Raw genomic sequence first — 23,472 nt, forward strand, 5'->3', positions numbered from 1 at the left:
AGGGGTTCGAAATGTGGAATTCTTCTTATATCGGCTCACTCAGTTATATGCTTAATCCAAGTTGCTCCACAAGTATTGTCCTTGATCCCGGAAGCTCCAGCAGCGGAAAGGTATATCGAGCTTAGTGGTATTGATAGCCAGCGTGTACGCATTATGCAGTTTATCTAAGAAGAAGCGGAACCGCGTGTAAGCTATGCCCTTGGGGCAAGACTTTAGTTGCTACTACACAGGTGGCCCTGTCATTTCTGTTAGCTTTACTGAATGAAACAGCAACGATCTGGTAGTCTTTGGGTTCATAATTTACCAGTGTATCTGGTATGGAGCGCCAAATCACACTATCAGGTTTTGCAAGGCGATGTGCAACTGCTTTGTCGAAAATTGCTTCGCTAAACCGCTCCGTCGGCTGGGCTGCAATGCCTTGGATGTGCAGATTTTGAAAGGAGTGGTTGGCAAAAGACCATAGCCATCTGCGCGTGTCGTATCCGCCCTTATTAAGTGTGAGCGAGTTGGTCCGACTGCTAAAAGGTCGAAGTATTAAGTTGTTGATGGAAGACTTCAGCGAACTGCGTCGTCGGTACTGGCGAGACCATTTCAAGAGTATCAGTTGTGTTAGTTGAAGTGTGGGTAATATACTGATGAAGTATTACAAGCCTAGTTAGATCATCACATAGAGCTACCAAACGTGGATGAGAATTTCATTCTGGAATAACCCACTTTTAGTGGCTTTCGTTAAGTCGACTTTAGCCGAGTCTACGAATTTCATTCGTTTCCAGACTTATGGGCTTTCAGCTTACAGTCTTTTACTTCTGTCTATTTTATGGGGTATTATCGAAGTCCCTCCTTATAGGGCAGGGTTAGGTCGGTATGTGATCGGAGTTACTACGCCTGACTCAATGAACAGAAACGGTTTTACTGAAGTCGAAACTGTACTGGTCAAAGGAACGCTAGCTTTGAGCTGTGACCAGGTACGTTTGTTTACGGCTCAGTCGGTGGATATAAACGGATTGTCGGTCAATAACTTGTCGCTGGTGTTTTACGAGGATAAACTGTTTCAGATTTCCTGTGATGTCAGCGACGAGTTACAGAAGATGGTTCGACTACTATACGGGCAAGGGAAAGAGCCTTATACAGCAGCGAAACGCCTGAATCTGTGCGGCACACAGACTAATAAACTCCTGACAATAGAGGGAGAAAGCTGGCAGGATGGCGATATACGGGCGCGGCTCATTCAGGCCAGGGGATATGATAGCAACTGCCAGACAATCACTTCCCGGCGACTGGTCATTAGTGATCAACGTGTTTCAGCACTCTGTTCCGCCTGTGATCTGTCAGCTGTAAATCCGTTTCTGGAAGCGTTCGATCAGGTAAACGCTGGGCACAGATGATTACTATAAAGCTATTATTCTGCCTGTTTCCCGCGAGCCATAATCGAGGGAGTGCCATTTTCGGAGCGGAGACGAGCGATTCGAATTCCCGATAGGCCTCGGTGCCAGAGTACATAGTCGCTTAAAGGATAGGGCGTAATAACCACTGCCCCCTGTTCAGATGAAGCATGCATTAGGTGTAATTGCCCGCTGGGTTGCCGAACCACAATGCCTACATGTCTCATATCCAGACCGGGTCGGGCTGCCATCAGCATCACGATGTCACCTTCGCGTATAGAAGCCTCGGCTTGCTTAATGGCCTTTTTGGGGATAAAGGAGAAGGTTTGCTGACTGATAGCTGCTTCCGTTTGGGCTACCTGCTTAAGAATAGCCGGGTCAGTTAAACGAGGATATTTATACGTTGCGGTGGTCATATACGAAACAGGTTTCGCAACGGACATACTGCCCGGAAGTTCACGGGTGACATCGGTTACCAGCCCTTTGCGTTCATTATCACGAAGCCAGTCGGAGAAGTAGTGTAGTCGGCTGGCGTAGCCATCGATTCGACCATCCCGGTAACGAAGTTTGGTCAGATAGGTTCGGAAAGTCTGTTCAAAAGCGGTCTGATTTGGTCTAGCGCTTACATCCTGCCAGGCCAGTGAGAGGGCCAGTACGGTTTCCAGATAGGTTGTACAATCGAATTCGCGCAGGTTTACCACCAACTGTTCGGTGGGATTGGTATCGAGCGTATGGGGTACATACGGACAACCAATAAACTGCCTGCCAATTGACAGGATTGTTTCAGGCGTTGTTTTACCACCGACGATGGTCAGCGATTGCTGATTCGACGATAGTGTAATTTCCTGAGCCTGTGTACTAAATGGTATAAGTAAGAAAAAGAATGCTGTAAACAGTTTCATCATGGTGGCTTGGGTCGGTTTCCCTGTCTTGACGAAACAAACCTTAAAAAGTACCTAAAAGTTACGATTTTATTTCCAGTACGCGTACACTTCGTGGCGGAAGCAGTACTGGCACACCCGCCGAACCGACAACTTCGAGTTCAGTGTCGGTCAGAAAAATATCCATGAACTTATATGTGTTCGCCATCGTCAACCCCATTGTACCAAAAGCAGCCTGAGGAATCTGAATCGTCGTGTCATAGGTATTATACGCCGAGAAATTACAGACAATCAGTAGTTTCTGTCGGTCAGTATAGCGTAGGTAACTGTAAATCTGGTGAGCGTCGTAACCTGGGCTCTGCCCATTATCGTTCACGTATTGAAGGTCATAAAAATAACCGTTCTGGATGGCGTCGGAACCCATAACCAGGTAATTCAACTGTTGATAAAACGCCCGCAAATTTCGCTGATCGTCGGTGAGTCGGCCGCCATCGTAGTTACCACCGTTGAGCCAGCCCTGCCAGCGCGGCATGCCCCAATAATCGAAAATCGTGGTCCGGCCGTCATCACCACTAAACCCTTCGGAACCTTCGGCTTTAACGCCCACCTCCTGACCAAAATAGATGAGTACCGGACCTGTGTGCATGGTAGCTGTCAGCGTCATAGCTGGAACGGCCGCCCAGGGATCATTGGCAAAAAAACGGGAGGCTATGCGCTGCTCGTCGTGGGTTTCCAGGAACCGAAGCATATGCTGGGCAAAGTCGCCGGATTCCTGCTGCCAAACGCGCGTAAGGTCGTAACAGGAACCATGTCCTTCCATGAGCCGACGGACTGAATCGTAAAGCCCCACTTTATCGTAGAGATAATCGAACCCACCCACGAAAATAAACGGTCTGTAGAGGCCCGGATCATAAATCTCGGCGATGAAGATCATGTGCGGGTAGCGACGTTTTACTCGACTGATGGCCCATTGCCAGAACTCTACAGGCACCAGATGCGCCATATCGCACCGGAAACCATCTACACCCTTCGCCGACCAGAATAGCAGAATATCCAGCATCTGGTTCCAAGTGGCAGGAATGGGGTCGAAGTGGCGGCTTCCGTCAAAAACGTTGATGCCGTAATTGAGTTTAACCGTTTCGTACCAGTCGTTTATGTCGGGGCTGGCCGTTATTGAACCACTGCCCGTTACTTTGGCCGGAAATTCCTGTAGGTTGGTTGTATGACCTTCGGGTGACTGAAACGTTTGGCCGGGTAAATAATAGAAATTATTGCTGGGCGAAAAGCCGACCGTCGTATCGTCGTTCTGTCCCAGATCGACCACTCCCGCAGGTTTGGCGTCCGATTGGTATTGCCGCGCAACGTGATTGGGTACGAAATCGATGATAACTTTCAGATTATGAGCATGTGTCCGTTGAATGAGCGCGTCGAACTCAGCCATTCGGTCGGGAACACTGACGGCCAGATCAGGGTCGACATCGTAGTAGTCTTTAACTGCATAGGGTGAACCCGCCCGCCCTTTTACCACAACTGGATCATCGGGCCGGATGCCATAGGCTGAATAGTCGGTCTGGGTAGCATGTTCGATAATGCCTGTGAACCAGATGTGTGTTGCACCAAATTGCTTGATGGCCTGAAGGGCCGTATTATTGATGTCGTTGAATTTTCCTACGCCGTTTTCCTGTAGCGTTCCATTCCAGTGATTGGTCGTATTCTGATTGCCAAACAGGCGGGTGAAAATCTGGTAAATGATCAGTTTGTCCATCACCGGGACAGCAGATGCGGTGTACATACGGTCGGAATAAGTCAGGTGGTGCAATCATTCAGGTTTATTACTACAAAACTAGGCTCTTTTTCGGCTAAAATATTGGGCTAATTTTGCGTTCTTGTTGCATTATTCTCATTGCTACCTATGATATCTATGAAACGAAGCATATTTACGGGTCTTCTTGTTCTGCTGTCTCTATTCAGAACGGTGCTGGCGCAGAATCCCCTTATCCAGCGCGTTAACCCGACTAACTGGTGGGTCGGCATGAAAAATCCATCCCTGCAATTGCTGATTTACGGGCCTAATGCCGGAACGCTGGCTTACTCGCTGAACTATCCGGGCGTAAAGCTGGTGAAAACGCATACCGTCGAAAATCCAAACTACGCCTTTCTGGATTTGACCATTGCACCTACCGCTAAACCGGGTATAATTAAGCTGGTTGGTAAGCGTGGAAGCCAGACCTTAACCCAGCCGTTTGAGCTAAAAGCACGTGATAATAGCCCGAAAGGACAGGGCGTTTCAGCAGATGATTTCATTTACCTGGCCATGCCTGACCGCTTTGCTAATGGCGACGAGAGCAACGATAAATTTGCTGATATGGCCGACCCGAACGCCGACCGGTCTAATCCGTTCTATCGGCATGGGGGTGATTTAGCCGGGGCCGCTCAACGGCTCGATTATCTGAAAGATCTGGGTGTTACAGCCATTTGGTTTACGCCCGTTCTGGAAAATAACCAACCCCTGACCAACGAAGGGGGAGCGATGCGATCGGCCTATCACGGCTATGGCTTTACCGATCATTATACCGTCGATAAACGGCTTGGCGGCAACGAAGCCTATAAATCTTTTGTGAAAAAAGCACACGCTATGGGCCTCAAGGTGGTGCAGGATGCCGTCTATAACCACGCTGGTATCAATCACTGGCTCCTGAAAGATATGCCCAGCAAAGACTGGCTGCACCAGTGGCCCACCTATACCAATACCTCCTACAAATACCAGCCGATTACCGATCCGCATGGGGCCGAACGCGACCGAAAGGTTACACTCGATGGCTGGTTTGTCCCGTTCCTGCCCGATCTGAATCAGAGCAATCCATTTGTGGCTAATTTCCTGATTCAGCACGCCCTCTGGACGGTCGAAAATTTTGGTGTCGATGCGTGGCGGGTCGATACGTATATGTACAACGACCAGCCCTTCATGAACCGTTGCAATCAGGCACTTATGGATCAGTATCCGAAAATTCACATTTTTGGCGAATCGTGGGTGAACAACGTAGTCGATCAGGCATATTATACGCGTAATAAAATTGACTTTCCGTTTAAATCGAATCAGCCGGGTGGACTCGATTTCGTGTTGTACTCGTCGATGCTCGATGCCCTGAAACAGAAATTTAGCTGGGACGATGGTGTCAATCGGTTTTATCAGGCGCTGGCGCAGGATGCCGTTTATGCAGATCCGAACAAGCTGGTAACCTTTCTGGATAACCACGATACCGACCGCTATCTGTCGGTGATTGGTGATGATTTCGACAAGTATAAAATTGGCCTGACCTGGCTACTGACCACACGCGGAATACCGTCGATGTATTATGGAACCGAGATTTTGATGAAAAATTTCAAAGACCCGTCGGATGCCGAAGTACGCCGTGATTTTCCGGGTGGTTTTCCGGGCGATAAGCAAAACAAGTTCGAGGCTGCTGGCCGTACGGACCGCGAGAACGAAGCGTTTCAATTCGTGCGTAAACTGGCTACCTACCGGCGCGATAATCCAGTAATGCATACGGGAAAACTCATGCAGTTTTTGCCTCAGGATGGTACCTATGTGTATTTTCGCTACGATGGGAGTAAGACGGTGATGGTGGTTACCAATACCAATGAAAAAGAAATAGCCCTCGACACGGCCCGGTTTGCAGAGCGAATGAACGGTTTTACAAAAGCGCGCAATGTGATGAACGATCAAACGTTAACAGATTTAAATATGCTCAAACTGCCTGCCAAATCAGCATTGGTGCTGGAATTGGTGAAGTAATCGGCCTTCTCATAGGTTGATAATGAGGTAATTGTTCAAAACTTTCAACGGCACAGAAAGTTGAGGAACTTGAAACGTTGTTTTGGCCTATGAACTCGTCAAACGCACCCGATCATATACCAACTGAGCGACTACAGTCGGCCGAGGCTGTGCAGTTAGCACTGGCTGCCTATGATGCTTCGCTGAATGGCATCATCTCGATGCAGGCTATTCGCAGTCGAAAAGGAAAAGTTGTCGATTTTTTAATGCTGACAGCCAATCGGGCTGTTGAGCGTATTTTGCAGATGCCGCCCGAAAAGATTATAGGTACGCGACTGCTGGAAACGTTTCCGGGCAATGGTGAGTCGGGAATGTTTTCGCTGTACGAACGTGTGGTTGAAACCGGGCAGGCTGAGCAAATCGTTGAGCATTATACGGATGTGTATGGTTTGCAGGGCTGGTTCGAAGTATCGGCGGTGCGGTCCGAGTTGGATCAGCTGGTGATCACATTCATTAACGTAACCGATAGCAAACAGGCCGAACTAAAAATTAAGCAGCAAGCCGATTTATTACAGGCTGTCCTCGATCATACGCAGGCTGCCATTTCGCTGCACGAAGCCATTCGCGATGAAACGGGAAAAATTGTTGATTTTCATACAATTCTGGCGAATCAACAGGCCATTCGGATGTGGGGCGATCTGGCCGAAGCCATCCTGACAAAACGTTTTTTCGAGGTTGCTTCGCCCGAACAGCAACAGATTGACTTTGCCAAATACGTACACGTCGTTGAAACGGGCGAACCTGACCTGAGTGAATTCAGTATTGGCGATCAGTGGTGGTTGCGGCTGACCACCCGCTCGGGTGATGGAGTCGTGATTTCAAACGTCGATATTACAGAAAATCAGCGCAATCGGCTGCAGGTTGAAGCCACGAATCTGGAACTAAAGCGTTCGAACGAAAACCTGCAATCGTTCGCCTACATTGCTAGTCATGATTTGCAGGAGCCGTTACGAAAAATTCAGTCGTTCGGTGATATTCTTCGGAGCCAGTATGCCAGCCAGTTGAGTCAGGATGGGGTGAACATTGTGGAACGGATGCAGGTTGCGGCCGAACGGATGTCGTTGCTAATCCGGGATTTGCTGGATTACTCCCGGATCACCACTCAACGCGAGACGTTTCGATCATTCTCATTGGCCAAACTCATTGAGGACATCACCGAAGACCTTTGGCATCCGATTGAACAGACACAGGCTACCATTCAGTTAGGGGCCCATAATGAATTGCCAGAGATAGTTGGCGACCGATTGCAACTCCGCCTGTTATTTCAGAATCTGCTTTCCAATGCTCTTAAATTTTATCGAAAAGATGCTGATGGGGTACCTGTAGCGCCAGTTGTGCAGATTACGGCCCAAAAAACGCTGGGTTCAGCATTACCTCCAGCTATCGCAACCATACTGTCGGCCAGACGCACTTATTGGACTATTGCTATTGCTGATAATGGCATCGGATTCGACTCGAAATATGCCGATCAGATTTTTCAGGTGTTTCAGCGGCTGCATGCCCGGCACGAGTTCTCCGGCACTGGCATTGGACTGGCTATCGTCAAAAAAGTGATTGAACAGCACGATGGGGCTATTGACGTGCAGAGTCAGATTGGCGAAGGAACAACGTTTACGGTTTACCTGCCGGTTTAGCTTTCCGATAGGATTTACCGGATAAATCCTGTCGGAAACAATTCCAACGGTTTGATTCTGTTTGGAATCCTATGGAAAACCGCCAATCCTATGAAATTAATTTTCCTCCTTTTATCCGTGATTCTGTTCGTTGCTGGCTGCCAGAAAGATAGTGTTAGTCTGGCCGATGATGGCACGTTGCCTGGTCAGTTTCGACTGGAAATTGATCCAATCCGCTGTGCAATGCCCACTACTCAACGGCTGTTGGTCGATCAGACGGGTTCCGCCACTTACCGCTTTACCTACGACCGTTTTGGTGTAGGAACCTATCAACTCGCCGGGGTAAAGGCCGTAAAAAGTAGTTCGACTGCCTACGACCTATCCATTGATGGGCAGTCGATTGGGCAGTATGCTGTTGACGAAATTAGTACATTACGTGGACCCCGGAAAGGGTGGGTGCTGATGGTGCGTCACCGTCTGGGCGAGGCCGATGGCCTGGAATTTATGGGGATGAAAGAGTAGCAAGAACCCAATGATTCACCTTCCCGAAGGGGCAATGGTTTCGGGAAGGTGATTGAACTAACCGATTAAGGCGTTAATCCTTCGGCCTCATAGACTTTGTACCAGTTCACGTTGCGGGTTAGGTACATAATGACGCCCAAGATTAGCAATAGGCCAAAGCTCCCCAGCAATAACGAGTAATCTTCTAACTGAAGCAGTGAGTAGAAGAACCCATAAAGCAGGGCTAGAATCACGCTGAACAGAGCCGTTAGCCGCAGATTCTGAAATACATAGCGTACATAAAATGTAATCAGAGCCAGAATTATCGCGCTGCCGATCAGATAGGCGCCATCGAACGATAGGTGCTCAGAAATGGAAAGTAGCAGTAGATAAAACAGGCAGACCGCAAATCCGACTAATAAGTATTGGATGGGGTGAATCCGGCGTCGGTCAAGAATTTCAACAAAGAAGAACGATACAAACGTCAGGATCACAAACAGAATTCCGTATTTGGCTGAGCGCATCGTTTTCTGGTATTCATCGACCGGGAGTAGCAGTTTAACGCCAAAAGACGGTATCTCCTCGTTGCCCGTAATGGATTTAGCCAGAAAATTGCCGATGCCCTGTTGGGGGAAATTCCGGTTAAATTGTAAAACTTTCCACGAAGCCTGGAACCCCTTGTCGTGTATACTGCGCTGGTCGGGCAGGAAAGACCCTGTAAAGCTTGGCGTTGACCAGGGAGATTGTAACGTTACCCGCGTTTCTTTCCCAAAGGGGAGAAAACTCAGTTGAGTACTGCCATTCAGGTTAATAACTGACTCAAATTGAAGTGTTTCGGTTGCTGCATTGATCGGAACAGAAGCACTTACGCCCGATGGAAGCAGATCGTTGCTGGGAATACCTGACTCAGCTGATATAGGCTGGCTGTTCACCCGGAATGTAATGGCATCTTTAATCCCTTTCATGTCGCTGATTCCCAACGATAAAAAGGCTTTGTCCCATTGCAAAGCAGCAGGTGATATACCCAGCGATGCAGCGGAAGGTTTATGGAAACGCCCCCGGATCGTCAGTCGTGTATTGTACAGCATGACGACGAAGATGCCCCGATTTCGTTGTTCCGGTTGTACCTTACCGTTTATATGCAAATCGTCGGGCAGAAAATGGGCAAAGAAAGTTTGCCGCTGTTCATTGCCTTTATCATCTTTCGTAATCTCTTCATAAGGTACCGATAAGACTGGCCCGCCTAGTACCTGCTCTCCTCCCCATTTTGCGCTAACCTCTGCCAGTGCTTCGTTCCGGGTTGATTCTCGCTCCCGGATAAGTGCCTGGAGCATTTCCGTTGGAATAAGTAAAACCAGAATAAGCACTCCAATCACGGCTATTTTCAGCATCGTTGAGGTACGAATCCAATGGTTTATTCGATCGAATAAGGAGACAGGCTGGTCCGTAGTTGATAGTGGTTCCATGATTTCATATTTTAAAAGTACTTTGTATTGCAAAGTAAATGGTTTACAGATCGTTTTTCCAATTTTTCAGGTAAGTTTTTTTATGCCGTCGGGATGCTACTATCGAATGCGTTACTTTTGCTGTTTGTCAACCTGAATCACTATGCCGATCAAAGCATTCCTGTTCGATCTCGACGGGGTTATAGTCGATACTGCTATTTATCACTACCAGGCCTGGAAACGACTGGCCAATGAGTTGGGTTTCGATATTTCGGAAGCGTTTAACGAAAGCCTAAAAGGAGTTAGCCGAATGGAATCGCTGGACCTGATTCTGGCGCATGGTGGCCTTACGTTACCCGATGAGAAAAAGGCAGAATTGGCCGCTCAAAAAAATACCTGGTATCTGGAACTGGTCAGCCGGATGACGCCCGGAGATATACTGCCCGGTGTTGCAAGTTTCTTTGCTCAAGTACGTAAAGCAGGCCTTAAAACGGCGCTGGGATCGGTCAGCAAAAATGCGGGTATGATTCTGGACCGGATTGGTATGACCGATGCCTTCGATGCCGTTATCGACGGAAATAAAATCAGTAAAGGTAAGCCTGACCCTGAGGTTTTTACCAAAGGTGCTGCCGAGCTGGGTTTCGATCCGGCGGAGTGTGTCGTATTTGAAGATGCCGTAGCAGGGGTAGAGGCTGGAAAACGGGGCGGTATGTTTGTCGTCGGACTTGGGTCGCCCGAAATTCTGACGCAGGCTGACCTAGTTGCTCCCTCACTCGAAGTGTTAACGGTAGAGGAGGTTTTGACGAAAGCGGTATAAGCTTCCATCTGAACTAGTGTGTGGGTCATTCCGATTTTTCTGTCATCCCGACGAAGGAGGAATCGTCGGGTACTTAGAAATTCTAATTCCCACCTTCGTTGGGATGACAGAAAATAACCTACTTAGTTTGGTACAGTTGTGTATACTGCCGTGTTCACGCATGAACCACCATAAACTGGTGTCAAAACGCTAGCCAGCCCGATAGTTTGATGGCGAAAGGGGTTACCGGAATACCCGTCCGGCCTATGTTGTCGCGATAAGTAAGCCGATGCACGGCGTCGATGCGTAGGACTTTGAAAATGTTGTCGATGCCATATCCGACCTCCACGTATGGTGTGCCACTAAGTGAACTGAATCCGTCTACGGCTTGCCCGGTAGCGTTGGTAGCCGGAATCATTGCCAGATTTTTCGAAGAAACACTTCCGGCCAGTACTTTAGCGGTGACCAACTCCCGCCATTTGAGCCTACGCAGGAGGGGCAATCGATTGAATAGCAATCCGTTGAAATTGTGCTCAAATTGAACTGTAGCCCAGCGATCACAGACGAACTCGAAATAATTCATCAGATTGTAGGCATTGCCAACGTAGAACGAAGACTCGTTACCCAGCGGCATATAAAGCAGTGGGTAGGGGACTGTTGAGGGAATAATACCCGCTCCAATGGTATAATACGTTCGACCCAGTACACCCATTCGGAACGAGTGTTTCATCGTCAGCGCAATGCGATGATAGGTAAAATCGCCGTCAAGAACATTCCGTAGGCCCAGCGTGTAGCGTAAGGTCAGAATGGGTTTGCGAATGGCTCCGGTGCTGACACGGACGTTATCATTCTGGAGAATGAGCTCGTCAGGGGCGAAGCGAGTTTCCGAAATCAGTTCGGTTGTTTCGTAGGTGCTTCGGATTGTCTGGTCATCATCGTGTTTCTGGGGGGTAAAGGCGAACGGAAACAGTGGCTCAAAGCTACGATTGCGCAGTGCCAGCGTTTGCGTAAAACCCCGGCCCATTTCGCGTCGGAAATACACCAGATTTTCCTCCTGAAAATAAGGGCGTCGGATGGTGCCGAAGCGGGAATAAGCGGCAAACAGCGAGTTATTACCAATGTTGTCGGCCGATACGCCCAGCCGCTCCAGATCATACGAACGTTTTACACCGAACACCGTCCAGGGCTTTCGACTGATGATGTATTCGATATTGGCGCTGTATTTGAGTTGTTCATCGCGGGTACCGTAGGCCACATAACCACTCAGTAGCCACTTTTTGCTGAAACCAGTCGTCGTTCTTAACCCCAGCCGCAACCGGCTACCTTCTATATCGTTGTTGGCGTACGAATATAGAATGGGACCCAGTTCAAGATTCGATTTACCCAGTGGTTTATACCCGATAACGCCCAGTTTGATGATCTCACCACCGACTTTCATCAGGGGGATATTACGCACCGAGTCGACCACTCGCATGGCGCGCAACTCGTTGGATGATAATGAATTTGGGCGTACACTTTGCCAGAATGCCGGGTCCGCTTCCTTATAATCATCGGCCAGTTCGATGGCGGGGTCATAGAACGTAACATCCTTCGGATTGTTCTCGATAATGTTCTGAGCCGATGTGAAAAAACGAACCAGTGCACCCGGAGAACGAGGGGTTGGCTCGTCGCTGTCGATGGTTACCTGAGTCTGGATCGGAAAACGTAACCCAGACGGCGTTGTTTCCCAGATCTGTTCAATGTGGAGTTCGTCCACAAAGTTGATGTTTGCCCGTTTATCTACCTGAGCATCAATCTGGGCCAGGGCAAAGTGCGTTGTGTCGATCCAGATGGTGCCATTAAACGCCAGATCGCTCAGGCGTTTGGGGGTAAACTCAATCGCATAACAGACCGTATTGTTGAGCTGAACCGTGTCTTTCAGGCGATAGGTGTAAATCGTTTCCCACTGGGCACCAATGGGTGAAGGAATGTCTTTTCGGAGTACAATGAGCGCGTTCCGGTAGAAGTTATATTGTTGAAACGACGCTCCGGTAAGTTGCGCAATCAAGCCGCCATCTGATACCCCCACGCCCGTTACGTGCGATTTGAGCAGGTATTCTTTCGTTTTTTCGGGATTGGTACGGGCGTAAAAATTAGAGAGGGTTTCAGAGATAAATACGGGCACGGCTGGCTGGCCGTTTTTGTCGGTAATGGCTGGAAGTTTTCCCAGTAGCTTGCCAATTGGCCCCGGTCCCTTATTATTCTTTCGCTTCTGGGCGAAATTGTTGATATACGCTTCGATTTTAGTGTAACTGTCGTACTGGTAGGCACGCAACTGGGCCGGGTTGTACTGGTCGCCCCGGCGAACGGCCTCCCGCATTACCCGATAAGCCGGATCACCCCCTTTGGCATATACTTTTACTTCCTGCAAGCTGGTAGCGGCTGCTAATAAGTGGGCATCAATGACCTGAGTAGCTTGATTCAGAACCGGATAAGTACCTGTTCGATACCCCAGGCTAAGGACTTGTAGGGAATCGGATAGTGCATTGACGCGCAATACGTAACGGCCATTTACATCCGAAGTCGTACCGGCTGTTTTACCTTTCAGCGCAATACTGGCAAAGGGAATACCCTCACCTGTAGCGGCATCGGTTACCTGGCCGCTAATGGTATAGACTTTGGACTGAGCTACGATCTGAACAGACCATCCCGTCAGTAAAAGAATAATAGCCGTTAAGGTGCGTAGTAGTGAATTCATCCAAACAGTATATCAGCGAACTGTTATCCTATACGTAAGCGAAAAATAGTCAATAGAGTTTACTATAAACTAAAAAAATCGCTTTCAAAATCAGCTCGATTAGTAAAACCTTTAGGATGTTCTAAAAAAGAATGGCATTGTACTATTTTGCTGATTAGGATAGCTTCCTGTCTGGTAATCAATACGTAGGTTAGTATATTTCCGTTGCATCAACAGGCATACAAAAGTAATGGGAACCCAGTGTCTCCGGGTTCCCATTACTGAGAGAAGGCTATTCTGGCACTAGACTATTGCACAGACGGATAGGCTTGCTGGGCCGCTACGATACGCCACTTCTTGTCTTGCTCCCGAAGTACATGGGTATAGACGGAAGGCGTTGTTGCGCCGGTTAACGTACCCCGTACAACAATGAGTCGGTCGTCAAGCGCTTCGGCATTGGTTACTTTGGTCTGTACAACTTCGGGGGTTGTGCGTTTGAGCAGATTTTGTTGGACATCTGAACCGTGAAGAAGCGTTCCGGCTTCGGTCAGCAAGGCCGTTTTAGAATTCATGACGGTAGCCAGAGCGGCTGTATCCCCTTTGCTGTAGGCACTGGCGTAAGCTACTTCAACGGCATTGGCAATGGAATCGACTTTGGCTTGTGGCATCGATTCGGGCCGGGGTTTGTTGCCACGTACCCAATTCTTACCCGCATTGGCCAGTTTATTGAAAACGGGTACATCGAACCCAATACCAGCCGCAAAAATGATGGCAACAAGTATAGGCAGGATGAGTTCTTTCTGCAAACTGCCCGTCCGGCGATTTCGGCTGTAGCCTACCAACGATGACCAGTTATTGACAATGTGGAAGATAGCGGCTGTCACAAACAGCATACCGAACCAGGCATGGGTATGATCGACAATGTGCGAACCCTGACCGAAATAAATCAGGAGACCCGTAGTTGCTAACACCAGAAAAATGGCAGCCACAAACAGGCTAACTAAATTTTTTGATTTCATAAAACAAGATTAGGTGGAAGCGGAGCCAGTTTTATCAACAGACCACCATTCAGGTTAGACATTATTGTAGGTAAATAAAATGCAAAGGTAATTTGAATGTGGGTAAAGATTCGTGCGCGACCTAAGTGACGTAAAAATATCGGGATAAAGCTAAAAAGACTGACCATTCCGACGGCCCAGCAAATTTATCACTTGACGATCAGTCCACTCCGGTAGCCCGGTAACAAACTTAACTAAAATGTGAGATGTTGATTTTAATCAACTGAGGAATTGCCTACTGGCGTCGCAGTCGCGCTCCACCCCATCCCGTTACGCTCAGCTAATTAGCCTTCAGTGATCGGTTCAGGTTGGTATGGGCCTTGTTTACCGTGAATACTAAAAGCAGGACCAGTACAGCCCCCGCCAACAGAAAGGTTATCGACATGTTCTTCATCCGTTTCCATTGATTAGTTAAAAACGTAACTCAAAACGGGGTAGGGGTGCATCTCCTAAAACGCTCCTCCCTGAGACGAAGGAATATTCCTAGGCCTGCATCTTCAGTAGTTTAACCTCAGTCCACTTTCAAGCCAGGGCCAACCACTTGCATGTCATGATCAGCAAAGATTTTGGCTATTTCTTCCTGAGTAGGTTCCTTGGGCAGGCTGGACATGGTCACAAAAAACTCTTCCAGCTTACCCGCTGGCTGAAGAATAACCGTCATTCTTCCTTTTTCACTAACCTGAGTCCAGGCGTGGGGTACTTTGCGAGGTAAAAATATACTGTCACCTGCCTGAAGGTCAAAACGATCCTTACCAACTAAGAAAGCATATTGGCCTTCTTGTACGTGAAAGATTTCATCCTGATTGGGATGGATGTGCAACGGAGTACCTCGCTTAGGTGAGAGTGAAGTCTGCTCAAAGACAGCCAAATCCCCATTGGTATCTTTGCCCGATACTTTCACATCCAGGATGTTGACATTGACACCTTTAAGCTGGATATGTCCATGGTAGCGGCCCTCACCTTTCTGGATTTTAAAGCCTTTTGAGGCTCGCTCAGCTAAAGCCTGAGCGGGGTCAATAGTGATAAGAGGAGGCCCCGCTAAAGTGGCTTGAATAAATTTTCTTCGTTTCACAATTGATTCAGTTGATGACGTAGTTTTTACCTTTCAACCCTAATCACTTGTTGAGTGGCTTACTAATGAAAGGTACAGGCCTAGGTCAATCGACTAACGAAGCTTTTATTGAATGGTCATAAAGTCTCATTTTCGAATTGGGTTTAACGGAAATTAAAAAGTAAATGTCCCACAAAAGGCTCCCAAATAAGACGATGACGGATTTGTGTACCGGTAATTCGGGCATTATGCTTTGCTAATCGGTGGCTACGAGTCGCCAGCCTAAAAGTTGACCACTGTTTTCGTTCGTCCTTGCTGACAGTTGAACTCCACAACAAACAAAATTGGCCTTTACAACAAACCTTCTCTCCGGTTTACTCCCCAATTTTGGCCCTGTATTTTAAATAGAAAACAATGACTAATCAAACCGTATTAGTAACCGGGGGCACAGGTTTTGTGGGTATTCACACAATTTTGAGTTTGCTCCAAAAAGGCTACACCGTTAAAACGACAGTGCGCTCACTGGCTAAAAAAGAAGCTATCGTTCAGGCCCTGAACGAAGCAGGAATTGTCGACCTGGAAAAATTGTCCTATGTGGAAGCCGACCTGACCTCCGATGGAGGCTGGGAAGAAGCGGCCCAGGGATGCACCTACGTTTTGCACGTAGCCTCCCCTTTTCCATTAGTTCAGCCTGAAGACGAGAACGAACTCATCATACCGGCTCGTGAGGGTTCATTGAGGGTCTTGAAAGCGGCCCGGAAAGCGGGCGTAAAACGGGTGGTGATGACCTCTTCCTTTGCTGCAATTGGCTACAGTATCAACTCTAAAGAGCATATTTTTACGGAGAATGACTGGACCGATGAAAACGCCCCGGTTCAACCCTACATCAAATCCAAAACAATCGCTGAAAAAGCGGCCTGGGATTTTATTAAGCATCAGGGAGAGGGGTTGGAACTGACGGTCATCAATCCGGTAGGCATTTTTGGCCCCATTATTGGCGGGATTTTTCCGGCTTCCTACGAGGGAGTAATCAAAGCGCTCGTTGACGGTACGGTTACCGAAAGCCCTCAATTTACCTTTGGTGTGGTTGATGTACGTGATGTGGCCGATATTCATATCAAAGCGATGGTACTACCCGAAGCCAAAGGCCAACGCTTTTTAGCGACTTCGGATGGTGTGGTTAGCTTTTATGACGTAGCCCAGCTTATCAAGCAAGAACGCCCCCAAAAAGCCGGTAGGATGGCTGAGCTGAAGCCTATTGATCCGAGCTATTATATTACAATGTCCAACCAAAAAGCGAGAGACCTGTTAAATTGGCATCCACGAAGCAAAGAAGAAGCTATTTTAGCCAGTCTCGATAGTGAGATTACGAAGTAAAGTTGCGCGCTACCATCAGCCTTCAAAAAATGACTACCCAGCAAATTCATTCCTGTCATTTAGGACCTGACATTTCACCGGAACAGATTATTTCGGACCATTATTTTATGTTCCTGCTCAAGGGATCCATAAAAGCTTATGACGGCAAAAAACAGTATGTTATGCAGCCGGGAGATAGCTTCATTGCTCGCAAAAATCATTTGATTCGCTATACCAAGTTCAAAGAAAATGGCCAGTTTATTAAGATCATCATTACGTTGGATGAACCATTTTTAAAGCGCTTTACTCAGCGGCATGCTTACACGGTAGGCCCCTCAACCTACGGTGATTCGTTCCTGTTTGTCAACCAGAATCCATTCATTAAGCAGTATATCCAATCGCTGGAGCCGTATTACTCCAGCGATTCAGAGCTGGACGAAACCTTTGCCGATATTAAACGGGAAGAACTTTTGCTGATTTTGTTAAGGTCACAACCTGAATTGGCGTCAATCTTTTTCAATTTTAGTAGTCCTCACAAAATTGATTTAGAGGAGTACATGCAGCAAAATTTTCGATTCAACATCAGTCTGGAGCGATTTGCGTTTCTAACCGGACGAAGCGTTTCATCGTTTAAACGGGATTTCAAAAAAACCTTTGGCATGACGCCCGGAAGCTGGCTTCTGAAGAAACGATTGGACGAAGCGTATTTCCAACTCAGCCGTCAACACCAGAAACCAAGCATGGTCTATCTGGAAGTAGGCTTTGAAGACTTGTCTCATTTCTCATTTGTATTTAAAAAGACCTTCGGGAAAACGCCTTCGGAAGTAGCAACAAGCGGATTACATCAGTAGGGTTATGAATCAGCAAGGGCCGGGTCGTTGGACATTCCCGCGATAACCAAACCGACCCCGGCGTTTTTGTAACTGACTCAGACAGGCTAAATAGCAGATGAGCCGTTGCCCGACGGGGGCATAGCACTTGTATGGCGTAACAATATGGAGGGATTTACGCCATACTCCTTTTTGAAGGCGATGGAAAAATGAGAAAGATTTTCAAAGCCGATTTCTAAATAAACCTCTGATGGTTTTTTCTTCTTTTGTGAAATGAGAAAGTAGGCCATTTCCAGCTTCTTTTTTTGTAGCCATCGTTCAGGTGTTGATTGAAAGATGACCGCAAAGTCGCGTTTAAAAGCCGAAAGACTCCGGCCAGTCAGTTTCGCAAATTGGGCGAGGGGTACGTTGTATGAAAAATGGCGATTCATGTACGCTTCCAGATCCAGCTTATGCGGTTCGCTGAAATCAAATAAAAAGTTTTTCAGTGAACCGTTGCGCAACAATAACGCAATGACCTCCATTGTTTTTATCTGCGCCAGGGCTGGGGTCAGTTTTTCGGGCTGCGTGAAATACGGCATTAGCGAATCAAAGTAGCTTTTCATAAACGGATCTACGTCCATGATCACATTCGATTCACCCACATACGTACTGCCTGCTGCAACACCATAGTCTGTGCTGAATTTCTGTAGCGTTTTTGATCTAAACAAATGCTGATGGAGGCAAACGTGTGGGAATCGCCTACCCGCTTCATCGCTTTCACCAGCTGATTTTTTCTGATCAAGCCCAGCGTTCCGGCAGGATGTGAAACAGTCCCCTGCTGCGAAAATAGGTCTGTGCTGCCCGAAACAATCAGTACCAGCCAATGCTCAGATACAAAAGGATCGTGTCCGAATTCATCGTTTGCACAAGTGTACAAAACGATTTGTTGCTGAGGTTGCTTTTGCATACCGTCGGGGTTCATCCTTTTGTTTGACTCAAAATTACCTTCTGGAACAGCTTATCAGACAAAATTTTCCGTAAAAATAGGATTGATTTTGCACCATAGCCGCCGACATATCGCGTTTTGGGCTGTTTCGCTTCAATACCTTCTTTAATCAATTCTGCAATAACGATTGGTTCCGGGAGTGTCAGGTTCGTGGTGGCTTTCTGGGTAGAGGCCACCATGTCTTTATAGGCAGTATGTCCAGAGACAGCTGTCATTTTTTCGTTGGAAATGTCGGCCCACTCTGATTTTATCCCACCCGGTTCAATGACAATGACGTCAATTCCGAATTGTTTTACTTCCATTCGTAAGCTATCACTTAATGCCTCCAGCGCAAACTTGCTGGCATGATACCAACCGGCCAGCGGAAAGGCAACTTTGCCACCTATAGAAGAAATATTCACAACTTTCCCTCATTTATTTGCCCGCATTTTCGGTAGTACCAATTGAGTCAACCGCATGGCACCAAACAAATTAACCTCTAACTGATACCGTGCATCATCAATAGATAGGTCTTCTACCGCACCACTCGAACCGAAACCAGCATTATTGACCAGAATATCAATCGTTCCTGCTTCGTTGGTGATTTGTTGCACACAATTAACGATACTTTCCTCAGACGTTATGTCCAACGCAATTGGCTTGATGCCATAATTTCTGAGATCGTACATTTTCTCGGTCCTGCGTGCAGCCCCGTAAACGTTGTATCCGTTCTGGGCTAATAAAATAGCCGTTGCTTTTCCAATTCCTGCCGAAGCGCCTGTAACTAAAACTGTCTTTGCCATAATTTTCAATTATTTATGAGACAAAATTAGATCGTGATGCTTCGTACGGCTTTTCTGAAAAGTCCAAATCCGTTTGCTGAGAAGTCCAGTGTACGTCTGTTAGGCTAGCTTAGGAGGGATTCTCTTCCAAGTCGAATAGGTGTGGAAGAAATCTTAATTTAACGTGAACTATGGGATTATCTTTTTGATAAACAGCTTTTTAAAGGGCATATGAGCCGAAAATAGGTAGTTTTAGGTGCTAACCTTTTAAAAAAAACCTACAACCGGACTCATATGCTAGCCGACATCTACCGCACCGGCGGACCGGTCGATGTCGATGTCTTTTGCAAAGACAAAATGCCTTTGATTGCCAAAGCCCTTCACCACTGCGGGCTCTACAAAAAACTTCATCCTAGTCAACTTACTCTCGCCGAGGTGATGACTATCCTGATCTATTACCACTTGAGTCCTTACAAAAACGTCAAAGCCTACTATACCCGCCACGTGCTGACCGACCTACGCCGGGACTTTCCCCATCTGGTCAGCTATGACCGATTTGTGGCCTTGATTCCGCGCACGCTGATTGCGCTGATGCTGTATCTGGCTCACCGCTGTAGCCGAAGCCTACGCACAGGTATGTACTACATTGATTCGACCTCGCTGCAAGCTTCTCATCCCAAACGGGCTCATCAACATCGGACTCTAAAAGGCTTTGCGGGTTGGGGCAAGACCTCGACGGGCTGCCGGGCCGCCGGTGCGGTTCTTTGGTCTAAAAATGCATCTGGTTATCAATGTCTTAGGCGAGTTGATCCAGGTGCGTATCACTAGTGGGAGTACTCATGATGCCCATCCTAAAGTGCTTTTTTTACCCACCAAAGATCTGATTGGCTGGGTTTTCGGCGACAAGTGGTATCTGCTTAACCCAGAAAAGCAAGCGTTTCTAGAACGAGAAGGTCAACTGATTTGGGCGGCTAAACCCCGCAAGCCTAAGCAGGTGGTCGACTGGCCTGTGGCGGCTAAGAAATGGGCCCAAAAGCGGAATCTGATCGAAACCGTCATTGGGCAGAGCAAGGCGGTATGCGATTTGGAGCATAGCCGCCATCGCTCAACCACCAATGCGTTTGTCAACATCTACGCCAGCCTGATCGCTTACTCGTTCTATGAGCGTAAGCCCATGGTAAGTATCAACTTAGGCGACCGTTTGCTGAAGGCAGCTGAACCGGATTGGATTCTAGCAGCCTGAATGATCTCATAGTTCACGTAAATTAAGGAATTATTGTTCCTTAATTTATAAACAGCCTTCTGGATGTCTACTACCTGATTGAGTTGTGGTATCCTCATTTTTGCCCCCCTACAAACGCACTCAGCACCGACTCACCCCCATCGGGATAAACTACTTTTAAAGCATACTGACAGGAAGAACCGTTGGAAACAGCTTTATCCTGATAAGTAGTCTGTGCGCCGGGCAATCGGTCGATTAGGTGTAAAAACTGGCCATTGTCGCGCCGATATACGAGCGTAAAATGGCCGCTACCTGCCGGGGCTGTCCACCGGAGCATAGTGGGTTGCCCTGGCGGAGTCTGTACCGTCAGTCCCGAAATTCCCCGTCGAATGCCTGAGTCGAAGGTTCGTATACGTTGCGGAAACGACCGCTCAGATCGGTTACCGGCCTGGTCGACGGCCACCAGCGCATAGTCGTAGGTATGCCGGGGCAGTAACGTCGGGTCGAGGTATTCGGTTTGAGTGGCATTGAGTTTGGTGAGCAGTACATAATCGGCATCGCGGCCTGCTTCTTTGCGGTAGAGCCACTGACTCAGCACGTCGTTGCTACTGGAGCGCGCCCAATGGAGCCGGGCACTGCTATCGGCAGCCACAAAGCGGTCGAACACGGGTCGAACGGGCGCGATTAGGTCGGGACGTTTGAGTTCGAGAACATCCGATTCTGGGCTGGCCCGGCGCGACTTATCAAAGGCGATCACTTTAAAAAACTTCGATTTGGTGAGGGTTTGCAGCGTGGTGCTGTCGGCAAAAAATTCGTCGACCAGAAAATCGGGCGTTAGGGGCGTAAACGCGTGATCTCGGGCATTGGCCGTATACACCATATACCCCAGCAGGTCAGGTTCGGTATTGTGTTTCCAGCGCAGGATTACGCGGCCGGTGCTGTCCATAGTGCCGCTCAGGCTGGAGGGGGCAGCAGGGGCAGCACGGTCATGTATAGGAACATAAACGGGTACGGATACGCTGGCATTTCCGGCCGTATCGACTGCCGAGACTACGTAGAAGTTCGTGCCGAATTCGGTGGCATTGCCGTCTGTAAACTCAAGTGTCCCTTTCCCTAAAACCTTATCAGAAAGGGGTTTAAACGGCCCTGCGGAGGTAGTGCCGCGCCCTATAACGAAGCCAATAAAGTCGGGTTCTGTTTTGTCTTTGCGCCAGGTCAGTTTCACGATAGTACTGCCGGGTACGTTGGTGCCGACCAACTGTACGGGGGCGGTAGGTGGGGTGAGGTCAAGGCCACTAACGGGCATGGTGGGTGAATACTGCCCCAAATCGCTGAAGGGCGTGATCCCCACAATTCGGTAGAGGTAGCGGGTGTAGTTACGGGGCAGCGAATCAATCAGCACAACCTCGTTCTGGAGCGAGTCTGCACGGGCGGCAATATTCACGTAAGGCTTGCGGTTAAGCCGTTGGTAGGTGCGTCCACCGTCGGCAGAGCGTTCGTAGTGGTAGCCCGTAAACAATTGACTGCCGATACGCCGGTCCCAGCGAAACGTAACAAGACGGTCGCCGGGCTGATAGCGGATTTCGGGCATCGGAGGCAGAGGATCTACTTTTCCCGTCCGAACCATCAGGTATGTAGTATCGCCGATGGTCGCTTTGCTACCCGTGTTGGCAATGCTTAGGGCATACACGTAGGCTCGGTTGCGCTTCACATCGGTATCGGTGAAGCGCATCGCCAGCCCTTTAGCGTGTTTAGCCGACCAGCTACTGACCATATTGGCAATCAGAAAACGGTTGGCCGCGTCCATTTGGCCGTCCATTGCCTGGCTTATTTCGCTACCCGGTTCGAGGGCTGCTTTACCATACAGAATCTGCACCGCCACCCCCGCGAGGCTGTCGGTACGGGCGCAGCGCTGCTTCCATTCGTCGGCGGTCCAGGGTTTGAGGGGCGTGGGCGTCAGCGACCGGATTTCGGTTAGTTTCTGGGTTTGTTCGTTTACCTCAAACCGGCTGATTCGGTAGCCTAACTGACTGGCTTTCTGCCAAAACAGCGCGTTACCCGGCGACCATCGCAACACCACCGAGTCGCCGTAGAACCGGGCTTTCACCACGAGGTTGTTAATGCTAACGGGCGCGGGTGTTGGCGAGGTGGCTGGTACAGCTTGCTTTGGGGCTACCGGTGGTTTTTGCATAGCTTTTTGCGCCAACGCCGGTAGCAACATCAGTATAGATAGCATGCTGACTAGTAGTGATTTACGCAGAATACAACTCATCTGACAGTAAAGGGAAATGAAGTGATGACGCGGTTGTAGCTGGGGGTGCCGTTGGGGTCGATAAGCGGGCTGCTGGCCGTGATTTGGAGACCTGTGCTGAACCCACCCGCTTCTTTGAAAGTGGGCGTTTTTGTATCCACATTCCGCAGGGCATCAGCCGTTTTGAACAGATCCTGCCAAACGGGCGAGGCTCTCGTGGTGGCAATGTTTTTATTGATATTATCCGTAGTCAGAAAAATGTTTTCGTTTTTAAACCCGGCCTTCCGTGCCATGTCTTGCAAGGTACTCTTTACAGCTCCCTCAATCAGCAGCGGCCATCCATCTGCTTCTTCACTGACTGCCTGGCTGATTTTATAGAAATCGCCCGCTAAGAAGACTGTTCCGAACTGATAAACGGTTGAATACGAAACTGTCAGGTTTTCGTTGTATTGTTTTCTGGCCAATAGCTGTGTAGGCGGTATACTGTTAATTTTTGTTGCAACAGGTGCCGGCTGTGAGGAGTAGGTGGCTGGCTGCCGCGTTGCTCCGCCATTCAGCGTTTGCGTTAAAGATGGCGTTTGGGCCAGTGCCGCATTGGCAAACAGGCAACCCATAAGCATAAATCGTTTCATTTTGTCAGGTTAGGTTTAAGGGTGGCAGTAGGAGTGCCCGTCAGTACAAACGGTTTTTCGTTGGCCTGTAACGGCGGTTTTGGCGTAAGCCATAAGTTCATCGCGCTGACCCGCAGTAGCCCACGCCCCTCATTGTATGGCCCAGCAAGATCAA

Annotated in this window: 20 protein-coding genes and 1 pseudogene; 10 read left to right on the plus strand and 11 right to left on the minus strand. The window is 48.5% G+C overall.

What is annotated here, in order from left to right:
* Window positions 1-497 precede the first annotated feature (497 nt).
* Both BGO59_RS33585 and BGO59_RS33590 read left to right on the plus strand, forming a co-directional pair.
* Window positions 498-617, plus strand: a complete 120-nt coding sequence (locus BGO59_RS33585; RefSeq protein ID WP_293691679.1) for a hypothetical protein — start codon at window positions 498-500, stop codon at window positions 615-617.
* 276 nt (window positions 618-893) lie between these two features.
* Window positions 894-1,385, plus strand: a complete 492-nt coding sequence (locus BGO59_RS33590) for a hypothetical protein (RefSeq protein WP_293691628.1) — start codon at window positions 894-896, stop codon at window positions 1,383-1,385.
* Between the two features lie 14 nt (window positions 1,386-1,399).
* Here the strand turns inward: BGO59_RS33590 and BGO59_RS33595 are convergent, their stop codons facing one another.
* Both BGO59_RS33595 and BGO59_RS33600 read right to left on the minus strand, forming a co-directional pair.
* A complete protein-coding gene (locus BGO59_RS33595; protein WP_293691629.1) occupies window positions 1,400-2,287 on the minus strand; it encodes an N-acetylmuramoyl-L-alanine amidase-like domain-containing protein in 888 nt (295 codons plus the stop codon).
* A 58-nt stretch (window positions 2,288-2,345) separates the two neighbouring features.
* Window positions 2,346-4,055 carry an alpha-amylase family glycosyl hydrolase gene (locus BGO59_RS33600; RefSeq protein WP_293691681.1) on the minus strand — a complete coding sequence of 570 codons (1,710 nt, stop codon included), beginning with the start codon at window positions 4,053-4,055 and terminating at the stop codon, window positions 2,346-2,348.
* A gap of 129 nt (window positions 4,056-4,184) precedes the next feature.
* Here BGO59_RS33600 and BGO59_RS33605 point away from each other — a divergent pair, with 129 nt between their 5' ends.
* The 3 genes from BGO59_RS33605 to BGO59_RS33615 all read left to right on the plus strand — a co-directional run bounded on the left by BGO59_RS33605 (window position 4,185) and on the right by BGO59_RS33615 (window position 8,233).
* Complete coding sequence (locus BGO59_RS33605) at window positions 4,185-6,059, plus strand: glycoside hydrolase family 13 protein (RefSeq protein ID WP_293691630.1); 1,875 nt, start codon at window positions 4,185-4,187, stop codon at window positions 6,057-6,059.
* An 89-nt stretch (window positions 6,060-6,148) separates the two neighbouring features.
* Entirely contained in the window at window positions 6,149-7,732 is a 1,584-nt protein-coding gene (locus BGO59_RS33610; protein ID WP_293691632.1) for an ATP-binding protein, read from the plus strand.
* Between the two features lie 90 nt (window positions 7,733-7,822).
* Window positions 7,823-8,233 (plus strand): hypothetical protein, encoded by a 411-nt coding sequence (locus BGO59_RS33615; RefSeq protein WP_293691634.1) that lies wholly within the window; start codon window positions 7,823-7,825, stop codon window positions 8,231-8,233.
* Between the two features lie 65 nt (window positions 8,234-8,298).
* On the opposite strand, the gene creD is transcribed toward BGO59_RS33615, so the two are convergent.
* Window positions 8,299-9,678: a cell envelope integrity protein CreD gene (gene creD, locus BGO59_RS33620; protein WP_293691636.1), complete on the minus strand. Its 1,380-nt coding sequence runs from the start codon at window positions 9,676-9,678 to the stop codon at window positions 8,299-8,301.
* Between the two features lie 142 nt (window positions 9,679-9,820).
* Here creD and pgmB point away from each other — a divergent pair, with 142 nt between their 5' ends.
* Window positions 9,821-10,474, plus strand: a complete 654-nt coding sequence (gene pgmB / locus BGO59_RS33625) for a beta-phosphoglucomutase (protein ID WP_293691638.1) — start codon at window positions 9,821-9,823, stop codon at window positions 10,472-10,474.
* Window positions 10,475-10,655: 181 nt separating this feature from the next.
* Here pgmB and BGO59_RS33630 read toward each other — a convergent pair whose 3' ends face one another.
* The 3 genes from BGO59_RS33630 to BGO59_RS33640 all read right to left on the minus strand — a co-directional run bounded on the left by BGO59_RS33630 (window position 10,656) and on the right by BGO59_RS33640 (window position 15,299).
* On the minus strand, window positions 10,656-13,190 hold the full coding sequence (locus BGO59_RS33630) for a DUF5686 and carboxypeptidase-like regulatory domain-containing protein (protein ID WP_293691640.1): 2,535 nt from the start codon (window positions 13,188-13,190) through the stop codon (window positions 10,656-10,658).
* A 287-nt stretch (window positions 13,191-13,477) separates the two neighbouring features.
* Window positions 13,478-14,188 (minus strand): DUF4405 domain-containing protein, encoded by a 711-nt coding sequence (locus BGO59_RS33635; RefSeq protein ID WP_293691642.1) that lies wholly within the window; start codon window positions 14,186-14,188, stop codon window positions 13,478-13,480.
* Between the two features lie 550 nt (window positions 14,189-14,738).
* Window positions 14,739-15,299, minus strand: a complete 561-nt coding sequence (locus tag BGO59_RS33640) for a cupin domain-containing protein (RefSeq protein ID WP_293691644.1) — start codon at window positions 15,297-15,299, stop codon at window positions 14,739-14,741.
* A gap of 393 nt (window positions 15,300-15,692) precedes the next feature.
* Between BGO59_RS33640 and BGO59_RS33645 the strand changes: the two genes are divergently transcribed.
* Entirely contained in the window at window positions 15,693-16,655 is a 963-nt protein-coding gene (locus BGO59_RS33645; RefSeq protein ID WP_293691646.1) for an aldehyde reductase, read from the plus strand.
* 29 nt (window positions 16,656-16,684) lie between these two features.
* Window positions 16,685-17,485, plus strand: a complete 801-nt coding sequence (locus BGO59_RS33650) for an AraC family transcriptional regulator (protein ID WP_293691648.1) — start codon at window positions 16,685-16,687, stop codon at window positions 17,483-17,485.
* Window positions 17,486-17,571: 86 nt separating this feature from the next.
* Here the strand turns inward: BGO59_RS33650 and BGO59_RS33655 are convergent, their stop codons facing one another.
* The 3 genes and pseudogenes from BGO59_RS33655 to BGO59_RS33665 form a co-directional block, all read right to left on the minus strand.
* Entirely contained in the window at window positions 17,572-17,988 is a 417-nt protein-coding gene (locus BGO59_RS33655; RefSeq protein ID WP_293691650.1) for an AraC family transcriptional regulator, read from the minus strand.
* Window positions 17,989-18,089: 101 nt separating this feature from the next.
* On the minus strand, window positions 18,090-18,413 hold the full coding sequence (locus tag BGO59_RS33660) for a hypothetical protein (RefSeq protein WP_293691652.1): 324 nt from the start codon (window positions 18,411-18,413) through the stop codon (window positions 18,090-18,092).
* A gap of 11 nt (window positions 18,414-18,424) precedes the next feature.
* Window positions 18,425-19,234: pseudogene (locus tag BGO59_RS33665) on the minus strand (oxidoreductase).
* Window positions 19,235-19,570: 336 nt separating this feature from the next.
* Between BGO59_RS33665 and BGO59_RS33670 the strand changes: the two are divergent.
* A complete protein-coding gene (locus BGO59_RS33670) occupies window positions 19,571-20,041 on the plus strand; it encodes a transposase (RefSeq protein ID WP_293691654.1) in 471 nt (156 codons plus the stop codon).
* Window positions 20,028-20,456: a transposase gene (locus BGO59_RS33675; RefSeq protein ID WP_293691656.1), complete on the plus strand. Its 429-nt coding sequence runs from the start codon at window positions 20,028-20,030 to the stop codon at window positions 20,454-20,456. The genes BGO59_RS33670 and BGO59_RS33675 overlap by 14 nt, the downstream gene beginning before the upstream one ends.
* Window positions 20,457-20,550: 94 nt before the next feature.
* Here BGO59_RS33675 and BGO59_RS33680 read toward each other — a convergent pair whose 3' ends face one another.
* Together BGO59_RS33680 and BGO59_RS33685 are read right to left on the minus strand one after the other, a co-directional pair.
* Window positions 20,551-22,626 carry a hypothetical protein gene (locus BGO59_RS33680; protein WP_293691658.1) on the minus strand — a complete coding sequence of 692 codons (2,076 nt, stop codon included), beginning with the start codon at window positions 22,624-22,626 and terminating at the stop codon, window positions 20,551-20,553.
* Between the two features lie 77 nt (window positions 22,627-22,703).
* Entirely contained in the window at window positions 22,704-23,318 is a 615-nt protein-coding gene (locus tag BGO59_RS33685) for a hypothetical protein (RefSeq protein WP_293691660.1), read from the minus strand.
* Window positions 23,319-23,472 lie beyond the last annotated feature (154 nt).

Source organism: Spirosoma sp. 48-14, assembly GCF_001898575.1.
Lineage (GTDB): Bacteria > Bacteroidota > Bacteroidia > Cytophagales > Spirosomataceae > Spirosoma.